We start from the raw sequence: 4939 nt of genomic DNA, 5'->3' as shown, positions 1-4939 counted from the left end.
ACCGAACAGCCCCCCGCGCAGCCTTCCCTGGGCACAGCCCCCGCGCCGGCCCCTTCGGCGCAGCCCCGGCCGGGACAGGCCACCGACGGTGCCGGACGGTCGTACGCCATAGGAGCCCCGGACAGGAATGCCGCCGAGGGTCCCGAGCCACTGGACGGCCCCGGCGGTGCGGTGGAGGTCGCGGACTCCCCCCGGCCGCAGCCGATGGACGACGAGCTGCCGCCGGAGCCGCTGGACAACCCGCGTCGGCTGCTCGTCTGGCCGGCCCCCGACGCCCTCACCCAGCAGGCGCTGAGCGACCGCGGCTACCGGCCCGTGATCGTGCACTCGCGCGAGGAGGTGGACGCGCAGATCGCGGCCTTCCCCGCCGCGCTGTTCGTCGACCCGCTGACCGGGCCGATCACCCGCACGGCGCTGCAGTCGCTGCGGCAGGCGGCGGTCGCCGCGGAGGTGCCGGTGCTGGTCACGGCCGGGCTGGGGCAGGCGACGCGGGAGGCGGCCTACGGCGCCGATCCCGCCGTACTCCTCAAGGCCCTGGCTCCGCGCGACAGCGAGCAGCACCCGCCGCGCGTGCTGCTGGTCGAGGAACACGCCGAGATCGCGCTGGCGCTGACGGCGACGCTGGAGCGGCGCGGGATGCAGGTGGCGCGGGCCGCGAACGACAACGACGCGGTGGCGCTGGCCGGGCAGTTCCGGCCGAACCTGGTCGTGATGGACCTGATGCAGGTGCACCGCCGCCGGGCCGGGATCCTGGACTGGCTGCGGGCGAACGGGCAGCTCAACCGCACCCCGCTGGTGATCTACACGGCCGCCGTCGACCAGGCGGACCTGCCGCGGCTGGCCTCGGGCGAGACGGTGCTGTTCCTGGCGGAGCGGTCCACCAGCGCCGAGGTGCAGGACCGGATCGTCGACCTGCTGGCCCGTATCGGAACCAATTAGCAGGGCCGGTCAGCGATCGGTACGCGTGGCGCGGCGCCGGGCGGGAGGCCCCGAGGCTTCCCGCCCGGCGCCGCGTGTGTCAGATCCTGGTGACGTCCAGGTCCCCGGCCGCGTACTGCCGGCGCAGCACCTTCTTGTCGAACTTGCCGACGCTGGTCTTCGGGACCGCCGTGATGACCGTCCAGCGCTCCGGGAGCTGCCACTTGGCGATCCTGCCCTCCTCGGCGAGGAAGGCGCGCAGGGTCTCGAAGTCGGCGGTGGCGCCGTCCTTGAGGACGACGGTGGCCAGCGGGCGCTCGCCCCACTTGTCGTCGGGGACGGCGACGACGGCGGCCTCGGCGACGTCCGGGTGGGCCATCAGGGCGTTCTCCAGCTCGACGGAGGAGATCCATTCGCCCCCGGACTTGATGACGTCCTTGGCGCGGTCGGTGAGGGTGAGGAAGCCGTCCGGGCTGATGGTGCCGACGTCGCCCGTCTTCAGCCAGCCGTCCTCGCTGAACTTGTCGGCGGGGCGCAGCGGTTCGGCGTCGGGGCCGTTGTAGTAGGCGCCGGCGATCCACGGGCCGCGAACCTCCAGCTCGCCGGCCGACTCGCCGTCCCAGGGGAGGCGTTCGCCGTCGGGGCCGGTCAGGCGGGCCTCGACACCGGCCGGGAAGCGGCCCTGGGTGAGGCGGTAGCCGAGCTCCTCGTCCGTGCCGATCGCGTGGGCCGGCGGGCGGGCCACCGTGCCGAGCGGGGAGGTCTCCGTCATGCCCCAGGCGTGGCAGACCCGCATGCCGAGCTGGTCGAAGGCCTCCATGAGGGAGGCCGGACAGGCCGAGCCGCCGATGGTGACCTGGGTGAGGGCGGAGACGTCCCGGGGGCGGGCGGTCAGCTCGGCGAGCAGGCCCTGCCAGATGGTGGGGACGGCGGCGGCGTGCGTCGGCTTCTCGCGCTCGATCATCTCGGCGAGCGGGGCGGGCTGCAGGAAGCGGTCCGGCATCAGCATGTTGACGCCGGTCAAGAAGGTGGCGTGCGGCAGGCCCCAGGCGTTGACGTGGAACTGGGGTACGACGATCAGTGAGGTGTCCTGGTCGGTCAGGCCCATGGACTCGGTCATGTTGACCTGCATGGAGTGCAGGTAGATCGAACGGTGGCTGTAGACCACGCCCTTGGGGTCGCCGGTGGTGCCGGAGGTGTAGCACATGGCGGCGGCCTGGCGTTCGTCCAGCTCGGGCCAGTCGTACATGGTCGGCTTGTCCGCGATCAGGTCCTCGTACTCGTGCACCCGCGCGTGGGAACCCTCGAGCGGGGCGCGGTCGCCGGGGCCGGAGACGACGACGTGCTCGACCGTCTTCAGGTGCGGCAGCAGCGGCGCGAGGAGGGGGATCAGGGAGCCGTTGACGATGATCACGCGGTCGGCCGCGTGGTTGACGATCCAGGTCAGCTGTTCGGCGGGCAGGCGCAGGTTGAGGGTGTGCAGCACCGCACCCATGCACGGGATCGCGAAGTACGCCTCGACGTGCTCGGCGTTGTTCCACATGAGGGTCGCCACCCGGTCGTCGCCGCGGACGCCGAGGTCGTCGCGGAGGGCGTGGGCCAGTTGCACCGCGCGGACGCCCGCCTCGGCGAAGCTGCGCCGCTGCGGCTCGCCCTCCCCGGTCCAGGTGATGATCTGGGACCGCCCGTGCACCAGCACCCCGTGGGAGAGGATGCGGTTCACGGTCAGCGGTACGTCCTGCATGGTGCTCAGCACGGCGTCCTCCCGGGGCGGCGTCGCCTACGCGGTAGTAGGGGTTGCGCAGATTCTGCTCACATACCGCTTGGTATGTCACTAGCTCCGGCTGAACGATCACATACTCGCCGTGCGGTCCACGTCCTCGAGTCCCGCCGACCCCACGGACGGATCAGCGCACGCGGTCCAGTTCCGGGTCGTCCCGCAGCTTGCCGAGCGCCCGCGACACCGCCGACTTCACGGTCCCCACCGAGACCCCGAGCACCTCGGCAGTCTGGACCTCGGAGAGGTCCTCGTAATACCTGAGGACGACCATCGCCCGCTGCCGGACGGGCAGCTTCATGATCGCCCGCCACATGGCATCGCGCAGCACCTGCTGCTCCGCCGGGTCGGGCGCGCAGGCCACCGGATCCGGCTCGGGCAGCTCCTCGCAGGCGAACTCGTCGACCTTCCGCTTGCGCCACTGCGAGGTGCGGGTGTTCAGCAGGGCACGGCGCACATAGCCGTCGAGCGCCCGGTGGTCCTCGATCCGCTCCCAGGCGGTGTACGTCTTGGCCAGCGCGGTCTGCAGCAGGTCCTCCGCGTCGCTCTGGTTCGCGGTCAGCGACCGGGCGGTGCGCAGCAGCACCGGCTGCCGGGCCCGTACGTACGCCGCGAACGACGGATACGCCGGGGCCTGGGTCGACGGTACGGCCGCGGTCGACGCGCTGGTGCAGACGGGTGTGGTCATGGCTCCACGCTAGGAGTGGGACCCGCCGCGGCGGATCGCCCGCAGGTCCCGAAGCGGAGTCCGCCTCAGGTTGTAGGGGTGGGGTTGGCCTCACCTCCTGAAGGTGGAGGAGCGGGCCGTGCGCCCTGCGGGTTCACCCCTGGGTGAACCCGTCCGCGAACGCGTCCGTGAACGCGTCCGTGAACGCGTCTGCGCGGCGGAGCCGGAGCGCCGCCGCGCAGACGTGTGTCACGTCCCCACAAGCACACCCACAAGGGGTTCAGGGTCGGCGGCGGGTCCCCGAAGTGCGCGCCGGCCCGTCCCGGCTCACCACAGAGGGGTGAAGTGGATGGCGACGTTCCCGTTGCCCTGCTGGACGGACGTGAAGGCGGAGCCGTTGACCTGGGCGGTGTTGCTCCGGTTCGAGGCGCCGGTGCCGACCGCCTGCTGCCCCGTGGTCGACGAGTTGCCGCTGTTGTTGTGGCCGACCCCGCTGCCGACGACGCCCGCGACGCCCGCGTTGGACCGGTCGCCCGCGATCGCCCCCGTGTCCGCGGCCGCGGTGCCGGTGAAGAGTGCGGCCGCGAGAGGGACGGCCGCGACGGCGGCGAGAACGCGGGCGGTACGGCTGCTTGCCATGTTGCTCCTCCAGTACGAGGTACGCGCCGGCTGCCTTGCCGGACGTACGTGAAACTGTGAAGTACGGCTGTCACCAGGGCAGTTGGCCGACCGCCCCGGCGGGTTCCTCACGACGTCGCAAGATCAGGGTTGCCCACCGGAACCCGGCGGACCACCCCGGAAGACCCGATTCCCACGCAAGCGTGAGGACAAGTCGATAAACCTCCGCAGCCACTTTTCCCGCCCAAAACCCCCGCCGCGGGGCGATTCGCGACCCTCTTCCCCAAGCGCCGCAAGGGCTGAAGCCGCCCACCGAAAATCCGCCCGAACCGGCTCCCTCCGGCGTGGCGCGCCCGCCCTCTTCCGTTTTTCGAACACACATACGAACATAGAACCATGGCCACCATCGACCGGCAGGCCACGACGATGGCCCTCGCACACGCCCTGTCAGCCGCCGAACGCGGCCTGGCCGTTCTCCCCCTGTCCCGGACCAAACTCCCGGCCCTGCGCTCCCCACACCGCGACGACCCGGATCCGGCCGTCCCGCCCTGCCACGGCGAGTGCGGCCGCTTCGGTCACGGTGTGTACGACGCCTCCACCGACCCGGTCCGCATCCGCGCCCTGTTCGCCGCCGCCCCCTGGGCCACCGGCTACGGCATCGCCTGCGGGCTGCCCCCGCACCACCTGATCGGCGTCGACCTGGACACCAAGACCGGCACGGACGCCTCCGCCGCCCTGCGCGAACTCGCCCTGCACCACCTGTTCACCATCCCCGCCACCGTGGTCGTCCTGACCCCCAGCGGCGGCCGCCACCTGTGGCTGAGCGGACCGCCGGACGTTGTCGTGCCCAACTCGGCCGGACGCCTGGCCCCCGGCATCGACATCCGCGGCGCGGGCGGCTACCTGGTCGGCCCCGGCTCCCGCACCGAGCACGGCGTGTACGCCACCGCCCCCGGCAC

At 72.2% G+C, this 4939-nt stretch carries 5 protein-coding genes; 2 read left to right on the top strand and 3 right to left on the bottom strand.

The annotated features are described in order from the left end of the window. The coding region (locus tag C1I97_RS31465; protein WP_146608351.1) for a response regulator at window positions 1-939 on the top strand (939 nt) is incomplete at its 5' end. A 79-nt stretch (window positions 940-1018) separates the two neighbouring features. Here C1I97_RS31465 and C1I97_RS31460 read toward each other — a convergent pair. The 3 genes from C1I97_RS31460 to C1I97_RS31450 form a co-directional block, all read right to left on the bottom strand. Further along, on the bottom strand, window positions 1019-2674 hold the full coding sequence (locus C1I97_RS31460; RefSeq protein WP_111006467.1) for a long-chain fatty acid--CoA ligase: 1656 nt from the start codon (window positions 2672-2674) through the stop codon (window positions 1019-1021). A gap of 151 nt (window positions 2675-2825) precedes the next feature. After that, window positions 2826-3383 carry a SigE family RNA polymerase sigma factor gene (locus tag C1I97_RS31455; protein WP_111006466.1) on the bottom strand — a complete coding sequence of 186 codons (558 nt, stop codon included), beginning with the start codon at window positions 3381-3383 and terminating at the stop codon, window positions 2826-2828. 306 nt (window positions 3384-3689) lie between these two features. After that, the gene (locus C1I97_RS31450) at window positions 3690-4001 is read right to left on the bottom strand and encodes a hypothetical protein (protein ID WP_111006465.1); all 312 of its coding nucleotides are present in this window, start codon (window positions 3999-4001) and stop codon (window positions 3690-3692) included. 375 nt (window positions 4002-4376) lie between these two features. Between C1I97_RS31450 and C1I97_RS31445 the strand changes: the two genes are divergently transcribed. Further along, window positions 4377-4939, top strand: a 563-nt coding sequence (locus tag C1I97_RS31445; RefSeq protein WP_146608350.1) for a bifunctional DNA primase/polymerase, incomplete at its 3' end; no start/stop codon positions are given.

Source organism: Streptomyces sp. NTH33 (genome assembly GCF_003236365.1).
Taxonomy (GTDB): domain Bacteria; phylum Actinomycetota; class Actinomycetes; order Streptomycetales; family Streptomycetaceae; genus Streptomyces.
This window is presented reverse-complemented; position numbering and strand designations above follow the sequence as displayed.

Coding starts and splice junctions, on each gene's coding strand:
- C1I97_RS31455 (WP_111006466.1), bottom strand. CDS start 3,383: ATGACCACACCCGTCTGCACCAGCGCGTCGACCGCGGCCGTACCGTCG.
- C1I97_RS31450 (WP_111006465.1), bottom strand. CDS start 4,001: ATGGCAAGCAGCCGTACCGCCCGCGTTCTCGCCGCCGTCGCGGCCGTC.